The following is a 15,625-nucleotide window of genomic DNA, read 5'->3' as shown; positions in this document are numbered from 1 at the left end:
TCGATGCGTGACGACACGCACACGAAGGCGACGGAGCCGCGAGGCAGCGGCTCCAGGAAGGGGCACAGATGCCTCACGCACCCACCGGAGCGACCGCTCCGACCGACGCGCTGCACGGCCTCACCGTCCTGGCCGCCGAGGGCGGCGGCACGCAGACCGTCGACCCGTCCGGACCGATCGGGCAGCTCGTCACGGCGGCACTGCTCGGCATCGTCGTCATCATCGTGCTCATCACCTGGCTCAAGGTGCACCCGTTCGTCGCACTGACGATCGGCGCGCTCGGGGTCGGCATCGGTGCCGGTCTCGCGCCCGACGCCACGGTCACGAGCTTCGGCAACGGGTTCGGCGCCACGATGACGAGCGTCGGCATCCTGGTCGGGCTCGGGGCGATGTTCGGTCGGATGCTCGTCGACTCCGGTGCAGCCGACCGCGTCGTCGACACCCTCGTCCGCCGGTCCTCGAAGGCGGCGCTGCCGTGGACGATGGCGCTCATCGGTGCCCTGATCGGCCTGCCGATGTTCTTCGAGGTGGGCCTGGTGCTCCTCATCCCGATCATCGTCCTGGTCGCCAAGCGCAGCGGCGTTCCGATCATGAAGATCGCGGTGCCCGCCCTGGTCGGCCTCTCCACGATGCACGCCTTCGTGCCACCGCACCCCGGTCCGCTCGTCGCGGTGTCCACGGTCGGCGCGAACCTCGGCACGACGCTCGCGTTCGGCATCGTGCTGGCGATCCCGGTCATCGTCCTGGCCGGCCCCGTCTTCGCCCGCTTCGCCGCCCGCTGGGTCGACATCCCGGTTCCGGACATGTTCGGCTCGCGCAGCTCCGGCGGTTCGGCGCAGTCCGACCCGGCGCACGCCGGACGGGAGGCACGGCGCGGCTCCGCCACCCAGGACACGGCCTCCTTGCCGAACGGCAAGAGCGACTTCACGCGCGTCATCAGCGAACCGCGCAGCCCGTCGTTCGCCGTGGCACTCGTCGGCATCCTGCTGCCGGTCGTCCTCATGCTCGCCCAGGCCGTGCGCGAGGCCACCGCGCCCGACGCCTCCGGCAGCTGGGTGTCCCTGCTCGACTTCCTCGGCACCCCGATCATCGCGATCGGCATCGCGACCGTCTTCGCGATGGTGTTCTTCGCGATCGGCGGCGGCATGGACCGTGGCGCGGTGGCGAAGTCCCTCGAGGACGCCCTGCCGCCGATCGCCGGCGTGCTGCTCATCGTCGGTGCGGGCGGCGGCTTCAAGCAGGTCCTCATCGACACCGGCATCGGCGGGGTGATCGCCGACGCCGTGCAGGAGTCCGGCATCTCGGTGCTGCTCGTCGCGTGGGTGGTGTCCGCCCTCGTGCGTGTCGCCACCGGTTCGGCGACAGTCGCGACGGTCACCGCGGCGGGCATCATGGCCCCGATCGCCGCCGACCTGTCGTCCCCGGAGACCTCGCTGCTCGTGCTCGCGATCGGCGCCGGATCGGTGTTCCTGTCGCACGTCAACGACGCCGGGTTCTGGCTCGTCAAGGGCTACCTCGGCACCACCGTGGGTCAGACGTTCAAGACGTGGACGGTGCTCGAGTGCCTCATCTCGGTCATCGGTCTGGTGGGCGTGCTGATCGCAGGGGTGTTCTTCTGATGGCGGGCACGGCGCCGCGCGTCCTCGTGGTGATGGGCGTCTCGGGTTCGGGCAAGTCGACGCTGGCGGCGACCGTCGCCGGACGGCTCGGGTGGGACTTCGCCGAGGGCGACGAGATGCACCCGCCCGCGAACGTGGCGAAGATGCAGGCCGGTACCCCCCTGACCGACGACGACCGGTGGCCGTGGCTCGACGTCGTCTCCGGCTGGATCCGCGAGCGCCTCGACGGCGGCACCACCGGGGTCGTCACCTGCTCGGCACTGAAGCGCTCCTACCGCGACGTGCTGCGGGCGCCCGGGGTCGTGTTCGTGCACGTCGCCGGGGACCCTGCGCTCATCGAGCAGCGGATGTCGGCGCGGTCCGGGCACTTCATGCCGACGTCGCTCCTCGCCTCGCAGCTCGCGACGCTGGAGCCGCCGCAGCCGGACGAGGCGCACCTGACCGTGTCGGCCGACCGCACGCCCGACGAGGAGAGCGCGGACGTCGTGGCCCGTCTGGGGCTCCGACCCGTCAGCTGAACCAGATCGCGGTGCCGACCGGCAGCTCGGACAGGGTCTTCGTCATCGCTGCGGAGATCCGGACGCACCCGTGCGAGCTGCCGGTCGGGTCCGGGTAGTAGTGCAGCGCGGTCAGGGCCGCGTTGCCGCCGTACTGGGGGATGCGCGAGGAGTGGGCGCCGGTCAGGATGATCGGGTTGCCCCGGGTGTAGGTCACGCGGGCGTCGACGTACGCGGCCTCGACGTAGGTCGCGGTGGCGGTCGGCGTGGGATCGTCCGGGGTGCCGAGGCGTGCGGGCTCGGAGGCGGACACCGAGCCGTCCTTCCCCACGACGGACACCGTCGACGCGGCGACGTCGACACGGATCATGCGGTCCGTCGGGGCGATCGTGAAGTCGGCGGCACGGGCCCACGCGAACGTGGCGCTCGGCGCCGTGGGGTCGCCGCCGTCGCCGGGCGTGCGGTTCCGTGCGGGGGTCGAGACGAGGACCATCCCGCCGTCCTCGCCGTCCGACCGGCCCCACACCGCGGTCGCGGCGGGTGTGTCGATCGTGGAGACCGTCGAGGCGAGGGTGGCCACCGGGCGGGCGTCGGGTGTCGTGTCGGCGTACAGCGCGACGAGACGCTGCTTCGGGGTGGCGATCTCCCACCGGTTGTCCGGCCGCACGTGGCTGCCGTCGAGCAGCTCCGGGACGACGGCGTCGTGGAAGGCCAGGGGGAGTGCCGCGAGCTCGGCGTCCGACGCGGCGGCCGGGATCGTGGGGAGCGTCGGTGTCGGCATGGGGGTGGGCGTCCGTTCCGGTGTCGGCGTCGTCCGCGCGGCGGTCGTGGCCACCGGTTCCGGCTGCTGCACGGCCGCTCCGATGCCCACGGCGGCGATGATCGCCGCTGCCGCCGCGCCGATCGTGATGCCCCAGGTCCTGCGTCGCATGTCCCCTCCCGCACACAGTCCACCAGATCCTGCCCGTGAGGGCACCTCGGCACGCGCTGGCAGCATGGCGGACATGGCGATCGACGACTCCCTCGGACTCCTGACCCGCGGCTACGGCTTCGGCGCCCACCTGTGGCGGCGGACCGCCCCCGGCGCCCGCGCGGTGCCGTTCCGGCTGCTCGGTCGGCCGGCGCTGCTCGTGCGGGGCAAGGAGGGCGTCGACCTCTTCTACGACGGCTCCAGCACCCGGCGGCACGGTGCCATGCCCGCGCTCGTGCAGCGGACCCTGTTCGGCGTCGGGTCGGTGCACTCGCTCGACGGCGCGGAGCACCACCACCGCAAGGCGACCTTCGTCGACGTCGCGTACGAGGACGAGCAGGTCCGCCGGCTCACCCCGTTCCTCGCCGAGGAGTGGGCACGCGAGCTCGACGCCTGGCTCGCCGGCGGTCGGCGCACCGCGTACGACGCAGCGGTCGGCGCGATCGGACGGGCGATGATGCGGTGGGCCGGACTCCCGGGTACCCCGGCCGCGAAGACCCGCTGGGCCGCGAAGCTCGCGCAGGTCGTCGACGGCTTCGGCGTGCCGTACTCGCCGGAGTACCTGCTCGCCGTGCTGAACCGCCACTGGTCGGACCGGCACGCCGCCCGGCTCGTCGAGGCGGTCCGCGGCGGACGGCTGCACCCCGCCGAGGGCACGGCGTTGCACGAGTGGGCCTGGCACCGTGACCAGGAGGGCGCCCTGCTCCCACCACGGACGGCGGGCATCGAGTTGCAGAACTCGATCCGCCCGGCGATCGCCGTCGCGCGGTTCGTCGCCTTCGCGGCGAAGGAGCTGCACGACCGGCCCGAGTGGCGCGGCCGGATCGCCGAGGAGACCCTGTCCCGCGGTTCGCTCGTCGACGGGCCCGTCGCGGTCGCGTTCGCGCAGGAGATCCGCCGCACCGCACCCTTCGTCCCCGTGCTGCCGGCGTGGGCTACCCAGGACGTCGAGCTCGACGGCGAGCACCTCCGTGCGGGCGGCCGGGTGGTGCTCGACATCCTGGGCACGGACACCGACGACCGCTCCTGGTCCGACCCCGACCGGTTCGACCCCGCCCGGTGGCTCGACGTCACGAGCTGGGACGACGTCGAGGCCGTGGCGACCTTCGTGCCGCACGGCGGAGCGGACGTCGCCACAGGCCACCGGTGCCCCGGGGAGAAGGTCGCCGTCGCGGCCCTCGCCACCGCCGTCGCCGTGCTCAGCGACCCACGGATCGAGGTGCTGGACGAGGGGCTCGACGTCGACCGGCGCCGGATGCCGACGAAGCCCGCGTCGGGTGGACGCGTCACGCGTCGCGGTGCACGCGCCGCGGGATCCGGCGGCTGCCCGTTCCACCGGTCCGCGCACTGACCGCCCATCCGCCGTCCGTGCGAGCGGTCTCACAAGATGCCGATCACGCGGATGCGGAAGCTGGCCCTCGTGCTGGGACTCGCCGCCGGAGTTCTCTGGTGTGTCGCGCTTGCGCTGCCGGTCTACCTGATCGTCCTCGTCGGCAACCTCTCCGGGGAGGACCCTGAGCGCACCGAGCGGTCCCTCGTGATCGCTTTCGGGGCTTTCTCGAGCTTCGTGCTCCTCGCGATCCCCGCGACCATCGGCTCCGTCGTCGTGCGCCGCGCAGGAGTCCGCAGCAACAGCACCGAAGCGAACTCGACCTGAGATCCGTGCCCGGAAGACGATCGCCCGCCTGGCGGCCTGGCGTTCACCGGCCGCGGAGGATGCCGAGGAACTCGTCGGCCATGCCGAGGTGCTCCTCGAGCTTTGCTCGACGGGCTTCGGTGTCGCGGATGTACTCGTCGAGCTGCTCGCGAAGACGCGCTTGCTCGGCGTCGTCGTCGGCCGCCTCGAGGGCGTTGACGACGGCGAGGAGTTCACCCATCTGCTCGAGCGTGAACCCGAGCGGTTTCATGCGCCGGATGATGAGCAGCCGCGCGAGGTCGGTGTCCGTGTAGAGCCGGAAGCCGCCCCCGGTGCGCCCCGACGGGCGGAGGAGACCGACCTCGTCGTAGTGACGGATCGTACGGTTCGACAATCCGGTCCGGTCGGCGAGTTCGCCGATGTGCATCGTCGTCGGTACCGCGTCGTCCGTCATCCCGGGGGCCTTCTCGTGCTCGTGCTGCGTCGTGGCGAGCGTAGCGCTGCCCGGTCCGCGCAACCTACGCTCGCTGCGACCGAGCCGGTCAGTGAGCGCGGAGTTCCTCGAGGAACTCGTCGACCATGCCGAGCTGCTGCCCGAGGACGTCCCGGCGGGTCTCGGCGTCGCGGATGAAGGCGGCCACCCTGGCGCGGACCGCGGTGAGGTCCTCGTGGGGTTGCGCTTCGTCGAGCACCTTCACCGCGTCGACGAGGATCGACGCCTCTCCGAGGCTGAACCCGAGGGGCTTCATCCGCCGCACCATCAGCAACCGGGCGACGTCGTCCTCGGAGTACAGCCGGAACCCGCCGTCGGTCCGCCCGGACGGGTGCAGCACCTCCGCGGCGTCGTAGTCCCGGATCGTCTTGATCGACAGCCCGGTCCGCTCGGCGACCTCGCCGATGTGCATCAGGTACCCGTTCGACATCGTCACGTCGTCTTCCTCCACTCCACTTGCGCACCAACCCTTCCGTAGCGGTAGAGTCGCATGATACCAACTCTCCCGTAGCGGAAGGTTTGGGACGTGCCGGACGCTCTGACGCCCCGGCTGTGCGCGATGACGCGCCCCACGACAGCTCATGCGGGCGCAGCGCCCGCACCCCTCATCCGAAGGAGAACCGTGACGACCGTCACGCAGTCCGTGCCCGTCCAGGCGCACCACAGTCCCACCGTCCTGTCCGCACTGCGGAACCCGAAGATCCTGCTCCGCGAGGCCCTCGCCGGCCTCGTGGTCGCCCTCGCCCTGATCCCCGAGGCGATCTCGTTCTCGATCATCGCCGGCGTCGACCCCCGAGTCGGCCTGTTCTCGGCGTTCGTGATGGCCGTCGTCATCTCGTTCGTCGGCGGGCGCGCCGCCATGATCACCGGCGCCACCGGCGCCATCGCCCTCGTCGTCGCCCCGGTGGTGCAGGAGCACGGCCTCGACTACCTGATCGCCACCGTCCTGCTCGGGGGCGTCTTCCAACTCGTCCTCGGCGGCCTGGGTGCGGCGAAGCTGATGCGGTTCGTACCGCGGTCCGTGATGGTCGGGTTCGTCAACGCGCTCGCGATCCTGATCTTCACCGCGCAGCTGCCGAACATCATCGGCGTCTCGTGGCTCGTCTGGCCGATCGCCGCCGCCGGCATCGCGATCATCGTCCTGCTGCCCCGGATCACCAAGGCGATCCCCGCACCGCTGGTCGCGATCGTGGTCCTCAGCCTGGTGACCGTGTCCGCGTCGATCGCGATCCCGACCGTCGGCGACGAGGGCAAGCTGCCCGACAGCCTCCCCACCCTGTTCATCCCGAACGTCCCGCTGACCCTCGAGACCCTCACGATCATCGCCCCCTACGCACTCGCGATGGCGCTCGTCGGGCTCCTCGAGTCGCTGATGACGGCGAAGCTCGTCGACGAGGTCACCGACACCGGCTCCCGGAAGACCCGTGAAGCCCTCGGGCAGGGCGTCGCGAACATCGCCTCCGGCCTGTTCGGCGGGATGGGCGGCTGCGCGATGATCGGCCAGACGATGATCAACGTGAAGGCCTCCGGTGCCCGCACCCGCATCTCGACGTTCCTGTCCGGCGTGTTCCTGCTCGTCCTGGTGGTCGGGCTCGGCGACGTCGTCGCGATCATCCCGATGGCAGCCCTCGTCGCCGTCATGGTGATGGTCTCCGTCGGCACCTTCGACTGGCACAGCATCACGCCCTCCACCCTGAAGCGGATGCCCGTCGGCGAGACGATCGTCATGGTCCTCACCGTCGTGATCGTCGTCGCCACCGACAACCTCGCCATCGGCGTCGTCATCGGCGTCATCGCCGCGATGATCGTCTTCGCCCGCCGCGTCTCCCACTTCACCAACGTCCAACGCTCCATCGAGACGCTCAGCACCGGCGAGCAGCACGCGCTCTACACCGTCGAGGGCGAGCTGTTCTTCGCCTCCTCGAACGACCTCACGACCCAGTTCGACTACTCCGGCGACCCGGAACTCGTCGTCATCGACATGACCAGGTCGCACGTCTGGGACGCCTCCACCGTCGCAGCGCTCGACGGCATCGAGACGAAGTACCACCAGCACGGCAAGCGCGTCGAGATCCGCGGCATGAACGACGCCAGCCAGGCCTTCCACGGCCGCCTCGCCGGCAACCTCGGCTCCGGTCACTGAAGCCGACCCGCCTCCGCCCGGCCCCGACCCGGGGCCCGAGCGAACGGGCGGAGCAGCGAGGCTCACGCGCTGGAGTGCGTCCGCGACGACCGAGCAGCAGCCCTCGCCCGCCGACGACGGCGACAGAGCACCGGTCGACGATGGTCGCCCCTGACGCACGTACGGGCCGGGACAGCAGCGCGCTGCTGCCCGGGCCCGAACGGATGGCCGTCCGGCCCTTCCAAGCCTCGGGTTGAGCGCCTGTGCTGCGGATCAGCACTGAGAGCAAGCTCCTCCACCGCGCCCCGCCGCGCTTCCGAGGAGGAGAAGGCGCAAGCCGCGGCGCTCCACGAGTCGGTCGGGAGGCCCACGGCCGTCCCGCCACGCACCTCCCGACCGCGCCGTCACACCTCCGTGACCCGCCCCGCCTCCACCCGCCACCGGCGGTCCAGCCGGACCGTGTCGAGCATGCGCCGGTCGTGGGTGACGAGCAGCAGCGTGCCGTCGTACGACTCCAGGGCCTGCTCGAGCTGTTCGATCGCGGGCAGGTCCAGGTGGTTGGTCGGCTCGTCGAGCACGAGGACGTTGACCCCGCGGGCTTGCAGCAGCGCGAGTCCGGCGCGCGTCCGCTCACCCGGCGACAGCGCCGACGAGGGGCGGCCGACGTGGTCCGCCTTCAGCCCGAACTTGGCGAGCAGGGTCCGGACGTCGGCCGTCGTCATCTCGGGGACCAGCTCCTCGAACGCCGCGGCGAGGGGCTGCTCGCCCGTGAACGCCGCACGGGCCTGGTCGACCTCGCCGATCGCCACGCTCGACCCCAGTGAAGCGGAGCCGCTCGTCGGCTCGGTGCGTCCGAGCAGGGCACGGAGCAGGGTCGACTTGCCGGCGCCGTTCGGGCCGGTGATGCCGATGCGGTCGCCGCCCGAGACCTGCAGCGACACCGGTCCGAGCGTGAAGTCCCCCTGCTCGTAGACGGCGTCGGACAAGGTGGCGACGACGGCCGACGAGCGCGGGGCGCTGCCGATGGTGAAGGCGAGCTGCCACTCCTTGCGGGGCTCCTCGACCTCGTCGAGCCGGGCGATGCGCGACTCCATCTGCCGGACCTTCTGCGCCTGCTTCTCGCTCGACTCGCTCGCGGCCCGGCGGCGGATCTTGTCGTTGTCCGGGTTCTTCTTCATCGCGTTCCGCACGCCCTGGCTCGACCACTCGCGCTGGGTCCGGGCGCGGGAGACGAGGTCGGCCTTCGTCGCGGCGTACTCGTCGTACGCGTCGCGCTTGTGCTGCCGGGCGATCTCGCGCTCCTCGAGGTACGCCTCGTACCCGCCGCCGAACAGCCGGTGGGACGACTGCGCCAGGTCGAGCTCGAGGACGGCCGTCACCGAGCGGGCGAGGAACTCGCGGTCGTGGCTGACCAGGACGGCACCGCCGCGCAGCCCCCGGACGAACTGCTCGAGCCGGTCGAGTCCGTCCAGGTCGAGGTCGTTCGTCGGTTCGTCGAGCAGCACCACGTCGAACCGCGACAGCAGCAGGGCGGCGAGACCGACGCGTGCGGCCTGACCACCCGACAGCGCGGTCATCAGCGAGTCCGGGCCGACGCCGCTGCCGTCGGCACCGGTCTCGAGTCCGAGTTCGGCGAGGACGACCGGCAGACGCTCGTCGAGGTCCGCGGCGCCGGACGCCAGCCACCGCTCGAGCGCGGCGGAGTACCGGTCGGCCGCGGCGTCACCGGCGTCCGGGTCGCTCAGGGCCTCGGCGGCACGGTCCATGTCGGCCGTCGCGGCCGCGCAGCCCGTGCGTCGGGCGACGTACGCGGCGACGGTCTCACCGGCGATCCGCTCGTGCTCCTGGGGGAGCCAGCCGACGAAGGCGTCCGGCGGGTTCGTCGACACCGTGCCGGCGAGGGGCTCGTCGACGCCGGCGAGCAGGCGGAGCAGCGTGGACTTGCCGGCACCGTTCACCCCGACCAAGCCGATCACGTCGCCGGGGGCCACGGTGAGGGCGAGGCCCTCGAAGAGCGTGCGGGCGGCGTACCCACCGGCGAGGTCCTTGGCGACGAGCGTGGCGGTCATCCGGCAATCGTCCCACGGTCCCGTCGCCGCTCAGGCCGGACGGGAGGCACGGTGCTGGCCTGCACCGCGCCTCCCGTCCGGCGGGGCGTCCGTCCACCTGCTGCTGGCACGATCGAGCCGTGCCGACGCTCATCGTGACCGCCCACCCGGACCCCGACTCGCTGACGCTCGCCGTCGCCCACCGTCTCGAGGCGGCGCTCGGCGTCGCCGGTGCGGGGCCGGCGACGGTCGCGGACCTCGCCGCCGAGGGCTTCGACCCGCGCTTCACCGCTGCGGACCGGCACACCTACCGGACGGGGACCGACCCAGCACCCGACGTCGCGGCCGAGCAGGCGCGTCTGGACGGGACGGAGCACCTGGTGCTCGTGTTCCCGGTGTGGTGGTGGTCGCTGCCGGCGCTGCTCAAGGGGTGGCTCGACCGGGTGTTCGTGAACGGGTGGGCGTTCGGTGTCGGGGAGGACGGCCGCATCGAGCGGCGCCTCGGCCGGTTGACGGTGCACCTCGTGCCGATCGCGGGCGACGACGCCGGGGTGTACGAGCGGCACGGGTACGAGCAGGCACTCCGGACGCAACTCGAGCACGGCGTGGTGGACTTCTGCGGCGCGCGGCGAGGGGCGACGGCGTTCGTCCACGAGTCCGAGCACGAGGACCCGGCCGTGCGCGAACGCGCCGTGGCGGCCGCGGTCGAGCGGGTGGTCGCCGCCGTGTCCTCCGGGGTGTGAGCGCCGGCGCCGCGGCTACCCCTCGGGGACGGCCACGACGCGGTTCTGGTACGCCCAGACCACGGCCTGCAGGCGCGAGCGCACCCCGAGCTTCGGCAGCATCCGCGCCAGGTGCGACTTCACGGTGGAGACCTCGACGACGAGCTGCGCGGCGATCTCCTCGTTCGACATGCCCTGGGCCAGGAGCAGCAGCACGTCGCGCTCCCGGGCGGTCAGCAGCTCCGAGGCCCGGTCGCCCGTCACCGGCTGCAGGCTCCGCCGCGACACGAACTCCCGCAGCACCCGCCGGGTCAGGCTCTGGTCGATCGTGCCGTTCCCGGCAGCCACCTGCCGCACCGCGTCGACGATGACGTCCGGCTCCGCGTCCTTGAGCAGGAACCCGGACGCGCCCGCCTCGAGCGCCCCGAACACCAGGTCGTCGAGGTCGAACGTCGTCAGCATCAACACCGGCACCGCCGGGTCGGCGTCGGGGGCGCAGAGCTCCCGCGCGACCTCGATGCCGTTCCGGACCGGCATCCGGATGTCGAGCACCGCGACGTCCGGCCGGGTGCTCCGCGCGAGCGCGAGGGCCTCGCCCCCGTCGGCCGCGACCCCCACCACCTCGACGTCCGGCTCGGCCGCGAGCAGGGCCGACACCCCGGCCCGGACGAGCGGCTGGTCGTCGGCCACGAGCACCCGGATCACGGCGTCACCTCGGACGTCTCGCGTGCGAGTCGGAGGGACACGGACCAGCCGCCGGTCGCCGTCGGCCCGGTCTGGAGGCGCGCCCCCACCAGGTCCGCCCGCTCACGCATGCCACGCAGTCCGTTCCCTCCCGCTCCCGCGATCCCCGGGGCCGGGTCGCTGGACGCGGGGGGTGCGGTGTTCTCCACGCGGAGCTCCAGGTGGTCGGCGGCGCGGTCGTCGAGCGTGACGGTGACGACCGCACCCGGGGCGTGCAGTGCGGCGTTCGCCAGGGCCTCCTGCGCGGTGCGGTAGGCGGCGAGCTGCGCCAGGGGGCCGACCCCCTCGGCGACCTCGTGCTCGCCACGGAGGACCTCGAGCCGCACGTCCGACCGGTACCGGGCACGCTCGACCAGGTCGACGATCCCCGCGACGGTCTCCACGGCACGTTCCGCGGGGGCGTCGTCCCGCAGGAGCCCGACCAGGCGCCGGAGGTCCTCGAGCACCGCGGTGCTCTGCTCCCGGACCTGGCGGACACCCTCGTGCGCCGCGGCCGGGTCGGTGTCGATCTGCCGGTCGATGACGGCGGACATGAGCGCGATGCCGGACAGGTGGTGCGCTGCGATGTCGTGGAGCTCCCGGGCCATCGCCGCGCGCTCGCGGGACACGGCTGCGTCGACCCGGGCGTCCTGCTCCCGGACGACGGCCGAGGCCTCGGCGGTGCGGGCCACGAGCTCGGCGTCACGTGCGGCGCGGACCTCGCGGCGGGACCGGACGACGAGCGCGACGACGAGCGGGAGCCCCACGGCGCCGACGGCCTGGGTGACGCCCTGCGCGGTGCCGTCCGCCAGCCCTCGTGCGATCTGACCGCCGCGGAAGGCGCCGTTCGCGACTGCCCAGTGCCAGCCGGTACCGACAGCGACCAGACCCGCGGCGACGACCAGGGCCGGCCACGCGCGCACCAGGGGGACCCGGAGCGACAGGAGGACCACGGCGACCACCACGGGGAGTGCACTCAGGCCGAAGAGGTCGAGCACCCGCGGCGGCAGCACCGCGACGATCACCGGCAGCGTGGCGACGACGAGGAGGACCGTGCGTGGTGCCCGTCGGGCCGCCAGGAGCGCTGCGGACTGGGCGAGGAGGACGAGCGCGAACAGGACCCAGGCGGGACTGCCGACCTCCGGCGCGACGAGGGTTCGACCCAGGGTGTCCGGGTCTGCGGCGTCGAGCGGCGGCAGCCCGAGCACCAGCCCGAGCGAGACGACCGCGGTGGCGACGGCGACCAGGACGTCGGTGCGGCGCAGGCGGCGGCCGCCGTCGACCTCCCGCGCGGTGCGGGGGTCGGCGGCGACGCGAGCCGCACGCGCGTCAGCGGGTGCCATCGTCCGATCCTACGAGGCGGGCGGACACCGACGCGGGGAGGTGATCCGTGCCTCCCGGCCGGCGGTCGTACCCGAGCCGACCCCGCGTGGCGACCAGCAGGACGGCCGCGGCCACGGTCGAGACGATCGCGAGCCCGTGCATCATCGTCCCGGCCGTCATCCCCGGGTACATGTCGGCCCACAGGGTCGAGATGGTGTTGTTCACGCCGACGTGCAGCAGGAGTGCGATCGGCAGGCTCTCGCCGGTGCGGTTGAACACCCACGTCATCACGACGTTGAAGGTGATCGTGAACAGGGCGAACACGAGCGGCTCGGACCAGTGCGCCTCGGGCCACCCGCCCCAGTCGGACAGGTACAGCGGCATGTGCCACAGCGCCCACAGCGGCCCGAGCACCGCGGCCGCACCGAGCGGCCCGTACCGCTCCTGCAGCCGGGGGAGCGCGAAGTCTCGCCAGCCGGGCTCCTCGGACAGCCCGGTGGTGAACAGCTGCACCACGAGCCCCGGCACCAGTGCCAGCAGCGCGAGCGCACTCGGTGCCTGCACCTGGCCACCGGAGAACGGCAGGCCGGTCACGACCACCAGGGCCGGGACACCGACCAGGGCGAGCGCGTACCAGTACCAGGACACCCGCCACCGCCAGAGCCGACCGACCCAGCGGCGCAGGCCCGGACGACCGTCGGCCAGCGCGGTGACGACGAACGCGCCACCGAGGGGACCGAGGAGCGCTCCCGGCAGGATGCCCGTGAACTGCGCGGTACCGAGGAACTCCGGGAAGTGGATGTCCCACACCCCCAGACCGTGCGGGCTCAGGACGTAGGGGACCCACGCGAGCCAGCTCAGGCCGAGGGCGAGGGTGGCGAAGGCAGCGAGCGGGTGCCGGGACACCACGCCCCGGATCCCCGTCGCACGGGGTGCAGCGGTGCCGGCACCGGGCCGGACTTCGGTCGTGTTCGTCATGACACCGACGCTAGGAACGACCGCTCGCCGTGACGACCGGCGGAGGGACGCACCACCGGGAGTTCCACCGAAGGATGCAAGCCGGGGCCCTCGCTGCCCGTGGTGCGTAGCGTCGGACCCATGACCACCACCGTCCTCGTCGCCGGCGCCACCGGCGACCTCGGCGCACGCATCGTGCGCGCGCTCCTCGACCACGACCACGACGTGCGCATCCGTGCGCTGAGCCGCTCCGCCTCCTCACCCGCAGCCGAGCAGCTCGGAGGGCTGTCCGACCGCGTGTCCCTCGTCTCCGCCGCCTACGACGACCACCGAGCGCTCGTGGCGGCGCTCGCCGGTGCCGACGTCGTGGTCTCGGCGCTCAGCGGGACGCGGTCCGTGATCGTCGACGCGCAGACCGCCCTGCTCCGGGCGGCGGTCGACGCCGACGTGCCCCGGTTCGTGCCGTCCGACTACTCCGCGGACTACCGGGCCGTCACCCCGGGGACGAACCGCAACTTCGAGCTCCGCCGCGAGTTCGCCGCGACGGTCGACGCTGCAGCGGTCCGGGCCACCTCGGTGCTCAACGGAGCCTTCACCGACATGCTCACCGGACAGGCGCCGATGATCCTGTTCGGCCGCCGGACCGTCCTGTACTGGTCGTCACCCGACCAGGTGCTCGACTTCACCACGAAGGATGACACCGCCTGGGTGACGGCACGCGTCGCCCTCGACCCCGACGCCCCGCGCGTCGTCGAGGTCGCCGGCGACCGGGTGACCGCCAGGAGCGTCGCCGACACGCTCTCGCGGCTCACCGGCACCCGCTTCCGCACACAGTGGGCCGGCACCGCCGGCACGTTGTCGGCGATGGCACGGATCGGCCGTCGCCTCTCGCGCGCCGACGACGCGGAACCGTTCCCCGCCTGGCAGGGGATGCAGTACTTCGTGAGCATGTTCAGCGGCGAGGCCGAACTGCACCACATGGCGAACGACCGCTACGGCCCGCACGACTGGACGACGGTCCGGGACGTGCTCGCCGCGCACGTGCAGGCCTAGGCTCGGGGACCGTGTTCGAACTCCACCACCTCTCGGCGCAGGAACTCTGGGACTGGATCCGTCGGGGGGACGCGACCGCGCTCGAGGTGACCGAGCACTACCTCGCCCGCATCGAACGGCTCGACCCGGCACTCGGCGCGTTCGTCACGGTCACCGCCGACGCCGCACGGGCACGGGCCGATCAGCTGGGGTCGCTCGTCCCGACCTCCCGGCCGCTCTGGGGCCTGCCCACCGCCGACAAGGACCTGTACGACCGCGCCGGCGTCCCCACCCGGCACGGCTCCGCCGCACTGCCCGTGACGCCCGCGAGCGCCGACCACCCGCTGGTGGCGGCGCTCGCCGCGGCGGGCACGACCAGCCTCGGCAAGACGACGTCACCGGAGTTCGGCATGTCGTCGTCGTCGGAGACCCGGTTCAGCACCACCAGGAACCCGTACGACACGTCCCGGGCTCCGGGCGGGTCGTCGAGCGGCACCGCCGTGGCCGTCGCCGCGGGACTCGTGCCCGCGGCCGTCGGGACGGACGGCGGGGGATCGGTCCGCATCCCCGCCGCCGCGACGGGCCTGGTGGGGCTGAAGCCGAGCCGCGGCCGGGTGCCGTCGATGCCGGGTCGGTCGGGCCTCGGCGGCCTGAGCGTCGCCGGGCCCATCACGCGGAACGTGGCCGACGCCGGGATGCTCCTCGACGCCCTCGTCGCGCCGACCGGGCTGCCCGAGCCGTCGCCCTACGCGCTCGTCACGCCCGACGTCGGCGACGGCCCCTTCACCGCCGCGGCCGTGCGGGGCGAGGGCCGCTTCGTCGTCGGGCTGCTCGACGGCTCCCCGTGGGACGACACCGTCGACGTCGTGGTCGACCCGGCCGCGCGGGCGGCGGTCGAGACGGCGGTGCGCGTCCTCGGCGAGGTCGGCCACGGCGTCGAGGACGTCGCGATGCCCCGACTGCCGTACGCCGACGCGTTCCGGGTGGCGTGGGAGTCCGGCGCTGCCGGGCTGCCCCGTGTCCCGGGGATCGACCTCGCCGCGTTGACTCCGCTGGTGTCCTGGCTGGTCGACCGCGGGCGAGCGCTCACCGCCACGCAGGTGCTCGACGCGATGACGACGCTCGACGCCTTCTCGGCCGGGCTCATCCGGGCCTTCGCGCCGTACGACGCCGTGCTCACCCCGACCCTGGCGCTGACCCCGAGGCCGCTCGGCTGGTACGGGGACGACCCCGAAGAGGACTTCCGACGCCAGTGCGCCTACTCGCCGTGGACCTCGATGGCCAACGTGGCGGGGTTGCCCGCGATCACGCTGCCGGTCGGCGTCACCGACGACGACCACCCCGACGGGGCCGGTCTGCCGATGGGTGTGCAGCTGATCGGACGTCCGGGCGGCGAGCGCGTGCTGCTCGCCATCGGGGCCCAGCTCGAGCGGCGACTGCGCTGGCAGCGGCGGCACCCCTCGATGTGGTGACGCTGGGCTGA

15 protein-coding genes are annotated in these 15,625 nt (G+C 73.0%); 8 read left to right on the top strand and 7 right to left on the bottom strand.

Annotated features, from left to right (window positions below):
- The first annotated feature begins 68 nt into the window (after nucleotides 1-68).
- Nucleotides 69-1,619 (top strand): GntP family permease, encoded by a 1,551-nt coding sequence (locus DEJ22_RS08875; RefSeq protein WP_258379537.1) that lies wholly within the window; start codon nucleotides 69-71, stop codon nucleotides 1,617-1,619.
- Nucleotides 1,619-2,137, top strand: a complete 519-nt coding sequence (locus tag DEJ22_RS08870) for a gluconokinase (protein WP_111226218.1) — start codon at nucleotides 1,619-1,621, stop codon at nucleotides 2,135-2,137. Before DEJ22_RS08875 ends, DEJ22_RS08870 begins: the two co-directional genes overlap by 1 nt.
- Here the strand turns inward: DEJ22_RS08870 and DEJ22_RS08865 are convergent.
- Nucleotides 2,130-3,047, bottom strand: a complete 918-nt coding sequence (locus DEJ22_RS08865; RefSeq protein WP_146241675.1) for a L,D-transpeptidase — start codon at nucleotides 3,045-3,047, stop codon at nucleotides 2,130-2,132. The two genes, DEJ22_RS08870 and DEJ22_RS08865, sit on opposite strands and share 8 nt — an antisense overlap.
- 73 nt (nucleotides 3,048-3,120) lie before the next feature.
- Here DEJ22_RS08865 and DEJ22_RS08860 point away from each other — a divergent pair, with 73 nt between their 5' ends.
- Both DEJ22_RS08860 and DEJ22_RS08855 read left to right on the top strand, forming a co-directional pair.
- Nucleotides 3,121-4,437 carry a cytochrome P450 gene (locus DEJ22_RS08860; protein ID WP_349775141.1) on the top strand — a complete coding sequence of 439 codons (1,317 nt, stop codon included), beginning with the start codon at nucleotides 3,121-3,123 and terminating at the stop codon, nucleotides 4,435-4,437.
- 36 nt (nucleotides 4,438-4,473) lie between these two features.
- The gene (locus tag DEJ22_RS08855; RefSeq protein ID WP_111226215.1) at nucleotides 4,474-4,743 is read left to right on the top strand and encodes a hypothetical protein; all 270 of its coding nucleotides are present in this window, start codon (nucleotides 4,474-4,476) and stop codon (nucleotides 4,741-4,743) included.
- 43 nt (nucleotides 4,744-4,786) lie between these two features.
- Here the strand turns inward: DEJ22_RS08855 and DEJ22_RS08850 are convergent, their stop codons facing one another.
- Nucleotides 4,787-5,176 carry a MerR family transcriptional regulator gene (locus DEJ22_RS08850; protein WP_111226214.1) on the bottom strand — a complete coding sequence of 130 codons (390 nt, stop codon included), beginning with the start codon at nucleotides 5,174-5,176 and terminating at the stop codon, nucleotides 4,787-4,789.
- Between the two features lie 88 nt (nucleotides 5,177-5,264).
- The gene (locus tag DEJ22_RS08845; protein WP_111226443.1) at nucleotides 5,265-5,645 is read right to left on the bottom strand and encodes a helix-turn-helix domain-containing protein; all 381 of its coding nucleotides are present in this window, start codon (nucleotides 5,643-5,645) and stop codon (nucleotides 5,265-5,267) included.
- Between the two features lie 129 nt (nucleotides 5,646-5,774).
- Here DEJ22_RS08845 and DEJ22_RS08840 point away from each other — a divergent pair, with 129 nt between their 5' ends.
- Nucleotides 5,775-7,358 (top strand): SulP family inorganic anion transporter, encoded by a 1,584-nt coding sequence (locus DEJ22_RS08840; protein WP_111226213.1) that lies wholly within the window; start codon nucleotides 5,775-5,777, stop codon nucleotides 7,356-7,358.
- Nucleotides 7,359-7,741: 383 nt separating this feature from the next.
- Here the strand turns inward: DEJ22_RS08840 and DEJ22_RS08835 are convergent, their stop codons facing one another.
- Nucleotides 7,742-9,406, bottom strand: a complete 1,665-nt coding sequence (locus DEJ22_RS08835) for an ABC-F family ATP-binding cassette domain-containing protein (RefSeq protein WP_111226212.1) — start codon at nucleotides 9,404-9,406, stop codon at nucleotides 7,742-7,744.
- Nucleotides 9,407-9,525: 119 nt separating this feature from the next.
- Between DEJ22_RS08835 and DEJ22_RS08830 the strand changes: the two genes are divergently transcribed.
- A complete protein-coding gene (locus DEJ22_RS08830; protein WP_111226211.1) occupies nucleotides 9,526-10,128 on the top strand; it encodes an NAD(P)H-dependent oxidoreductase in 603 nt (200 codons plus the stop codon).
- A 15-nt stretch (nucleotides 10,129-10,143) separates the two neighbouring features.
- Here the strand turns inward: DEJ22_RS08830 and DEJ22_RS08825 are convergent, their stop codons facing one another.
- The 3 genes from DEJ22_RS08825 to DEJ22_RS08815 are packed head-to-tail and all read right to left on the bottom strand — an operon-like array spanning nucleotide 10,144 to nucleotide 13,131.
- Nucleotides 10,144-10,812 (bottom strand): response regulator, encoded by a 669-nt coding sequence (locus DEJ22_RS08825; protein WP_111226210.1) that lies wholly within the window; start codon nucleotides 10,810-10,812, stop codon nucleotides 10,144-10,146.
- Nucleotides 10,809-12,173, bottom strand: coding sequence for a sensor histidine kinase (locus tag DEJ22_RS08820; RefSeq protein WP_111226209.1), 1,365 nt, complete (start codon nucleotides 12,171-12,173; stop codon nucleotides 10,809-10,811). The genes DEJ22_RS08825 and DEJ22_RS08820 overlap by 4 nt, the downstream gene beginning before the upstream one ends.
- Nucleotides 12,160-13,131, bottom strand: a complete 972-nt coding sequence (locus DEJ22_RS08815; RefSeq protein WP_111226208.1) for a CPBP family intramembrane glutamic endopeptidase — start codon at nucleotides 13,129-13,131, stop codon at nucleotides 12,160-12,162. Before DEJ22_RS08815 ends, DEJ22_RS08820 begins: the two co-directional genes overlap by 14 nt.
- A 120-nt stretch (nucleotides 13,132-13,251) precedes the next feature.
- Here DEJ22_RS08815 and DEJ22_RS08810 point away from each other — a divergent pair, with 120 nt between their 5' ends.
- Together DEJ22_RS08810 and DEJ22_RS08805 are read left to right on the top strand one after the other, a co-directional pair.
- Entirely contained in the window at nucleotides 13,252-14,163 is a 912-nt protein-coding gene (locus DEJ22_RS08810; protein ID WP_111226207.1) for an NmrA family NAD(P)-binding protein, read from the top strand.
- A gap of 11 nt (nucleotides 14,164-14,174) precedes the next feature.
- On the top strand, nucleotides 14,175-15,614 hold the full coding sequence (locus tag DEJ22_RS08805) for an amidase (RefSeq protein WP_111226206.1): 1,440 nt from the start codon (nucleotides 14,175-14,177) through the stop codon (nucleotides 15,612-15,614).
- Nucleotides 15,615-15,625: the final 11 nt, after the last annotated feature.

This window comes from Curtobacterium sp. MCSS17_007 (assembly GCF_003234175.2).
In the GTDB taxonomy this organism is placed as follows: Bacteria; Actinomycetota; Actinomycetes; order Actinomycetales; family Microbacteriaceae; genus Curtobacterium.
This window is presented reverse-complemented; position numbering and strand designations above follow the sequence as displayed.

Bases quoted from the DNA above. Each gene is read 5' to 3' on its own strand.
- DEJ22_RS08875 (WP_258379537.1), top strand. From the start codon at position 69: ATGCCTCACGCACCCACCGGAGCGACCGCTCCGACCGACGCGCTGCAC.
- DEJ22_RS08870 (WP_111226218.1), top strand. From the start codon at position 1,619: ATGGCGGGCACGGCGCCGCGCGTCCTCGTGGTGATGGGCGTCTCGGGT.
- DEJ22_RS08865 (WP_146241675.1), bottom strand. From the start codon at position 3,047: ATGCGACGCAGGACCTGGGGCATCACGATCGGCGCGGCGGCAGCGGCG.
- DEJ22_RS08860 (WP_349775141.1), top strand. From the start codon at position 3,121: ATGGCGATCGACGACTCCCTCGGACTCCTGACCCGCGGCTACGGCTTC.
- DEJ22_RS08855 (WP_111226215.1), top strand. From the start codon at position 4,474: ATGCCGATCACGCGGATGCGGAAGCTGGCCCTCGTGCTGGGACTCGCC.
- DEJ22_RS08850 (WP_111226214.1), bottom strand. From the start codon at position 5,176: ATGACGGACGACGCGGTACCGACGACGATGCACATCGGCGAACTCGCC.
- DEJ22_RS08845 (WP_111226443.1), bottom strand. From the start codon at position 5,645: ATGTCGAACGGGTACCTGATGCACATCGGCGAGGTCGCCGAGCGGACC.
- DEJ22_RS08840 (WP_111226213.1), top strand. From the start codon at position 5,775: ATGACGCGCCCCACGACAGCTCATGCGGGCGCAGCGCCCGCACCCCTC.
- DEJ22_RS08835 (WP_111226212.1), bottom strand. From the start codon at position 9,406: ATGACCGCCACGCTCGTCGCCAAGGACCTCGCCGGTGGGTACGCCGCC.
- DEJ22_RS08820 (WP_111226209.1), bottom strand. From the start codon at position 12,173: ATGGCACCCGCTGACGCGCGTGCGGCTCGCGTCGCCGCCGACCCCCGC.
- DEJ22_RS08815 (WP_111226208.1), bottom strand. From the start codon at position 13,131: ATGACGAACACGACCGAAGTCCGGCCCGGTGCCGGCACCGCTGCACCC.
- DEJ22_RS08810 (WP_111226207.1), top strand. From the start codon at position 13,252: ATGACCACCACCGTCCTCGTCGCCGGCGCCACCGGCGACCTCGGCGCA.